1 protein-coding gene is annotated in these 1,849 nt (G+C 37.7%); it reads left to right on the top strand.

Annotated elements, in window-relative coordinates; genetic code table 11:
* Positions 1–22: 22 nt before the first annotated feature.
* The gene (locus JZY04_RS20975) at positions 23–1,672 is read left to right on the top strand and encodes an ATP-binding protein (protein WP_122143715.1); all 1,650 of its coding nucleotides are present in this window, start codon (positions 23–25) and stop codon (positions 1,670–1,672) included.
* Positions 1,673–1,849: the final 177 nt, after the last annotated feature.

Here is a 1,849-nt window from a genome sequence, read left to right as displayed (position 1 = left end):
AAGTTCCAGAAGAACTTTGGCGATGTCGCTGGAGAAAGAACGTATTGAAAAGGAACATATTGAAGAGATGAATCAAGCTAAATTACGATTCTTTACCAATGTGAGCCATGAGTTCCGTACTCCTTTAACTCTCATTATAAGTCAGGTAGAACTTATGTTACAGAAGAATACAATACCTCCATCTTTGCACAACAGTATTTTCAGGATAAGGAAGCATGCCCAACAAATGAAACTCCTAATCTCAGAATTACTTGACTTCCGGAAATTCGATCAAAACTATATCCAATTAAAACTATCGGAACAAAGTCTGAATACATTTTTGGAGGAGGTCTATCTGTCTTTCTCAGCTTATGCCTCTCAGAAGTCTATTTCTTATCATCTGAAGCTACTGGAACAGGATGTATTTATTTGGATAGATGACTGGCAAATGAGAAAGGTTCTGTTTAATCTGCTTTCGAATGCTTTTAAACATGTTCCGGATAAAGGAGAAATAAATATATTGACCTCTACTACGCCGGATCAGGTAATTATTGCAGTTAAAGATTCCGGAAATGGCATTAGTAAAGAAGAACAGGAGCGGATATTCGACCGTTTTTATCAGGCGGACAATCGGAATAAAGCGATTCATGTTGGCACTGGTATCGGACTCGCATTAACGAAAAGTATTATTCAGCTACATCATGGTACAATTGAGGTAGAAAGTGAGTTAAATGAAGGAAGCTGTTTTATTGTGAAGTTACCTAAAACTCGTGCTTGTTTTGAAAAGGATACTGAAGTCGTTTTTCTGGAATCTCCAGAAAAAGAGCCTATGATACAAGAGAGTACCATACCGGATGAAAATTTTATGGAAAAGGATGATTCTATGTTCGAAACTCCCTTGATAGATAGGCGGGAAGGGAAACGGAAAGTTCTGTTGGTAGAAGATAATGTGGAACTTCTGCATGTACTCAAAGAAATATTTTCATCACTTTATCAGGTGGTGACGGCAGCGAATGGGGAGGAGGGATTAAAACAGGCTTTTGCAGAAGTTCCCGATTTGATAGTGAGTGATGTTATGATGCCGATAATGACAGGAACGGAGATGTGCCTGAAAATAAAGAATAACATAAACCTGTGTCACATTCCGATTGTATTGTTGACTGCACTTGACACTGTAGACCAAAATATTGAAGGACTACGTCGTGGGGCAGACGACTATATCACCAAGCCATTCAATGCAAAAATCTTAATAACCCGTTGCAATAATTTGATCCGTAACCGCTTGTTGATGCAAAGCCGTTTTGCTAAAGATCAGATTTCGGAAGTCGATCTGTTGGCTGCTAATCCGATAGATAAAAGTTTCTTGGATAAAGTAATCAAAGTGGTAGATAAGTATGTTGATAATGAGGATTTTGATATTGGTATATTATGTCAGGAACTTGGAATGGGACGGACGTTATTGCACACAAAATTCAAAGCATTGACAGGAATGACACCCAATGAATTTATTCTAAATCACCGATTGAAAAAAGCATCACTGATGTTGAAGAACGAACCTTATTTGCAGGTAGCAGAAATATCCGATAGGTTAGGTTTCGGTTCTCCGCGCTATTTCAGTCGTTGTTTTAAAAACCAATATAACGTTACTCCGATGGAATATCGCAAAGGAGCTAAACAGGAAAATCTTAAATGACCTAAGTTGGATACCGGATAAGGAGAATAACATCTGAAAGTAAATTTATGCTCGTAAAGAAACTATTTAATCAATATGGACTCATGGTCTATTTAAATAGCCGGATTAAAAAGAATCTGATGATAGGTGAGAGAAGAGGGATTTTGCCGTAATATCGCCAAAGTTCTTCTGGAACTT

The organism is Bacteroides sp. 11BF, assembly GCF_019633765.1.
In the GTDB taxonomy this organism is placed as follows: domain Bacteria; phylum Bacteroidota; class Bacteroidia; order Bacteroidales; family Bacteroidaceae; genus Bacteroides; species Bacteroides hominis.
The sequence above is the reverse complement of the archived record's forward strand: the minus strand, read 5'-3'. Positions and strand labels throughout refer to the sequence as shown.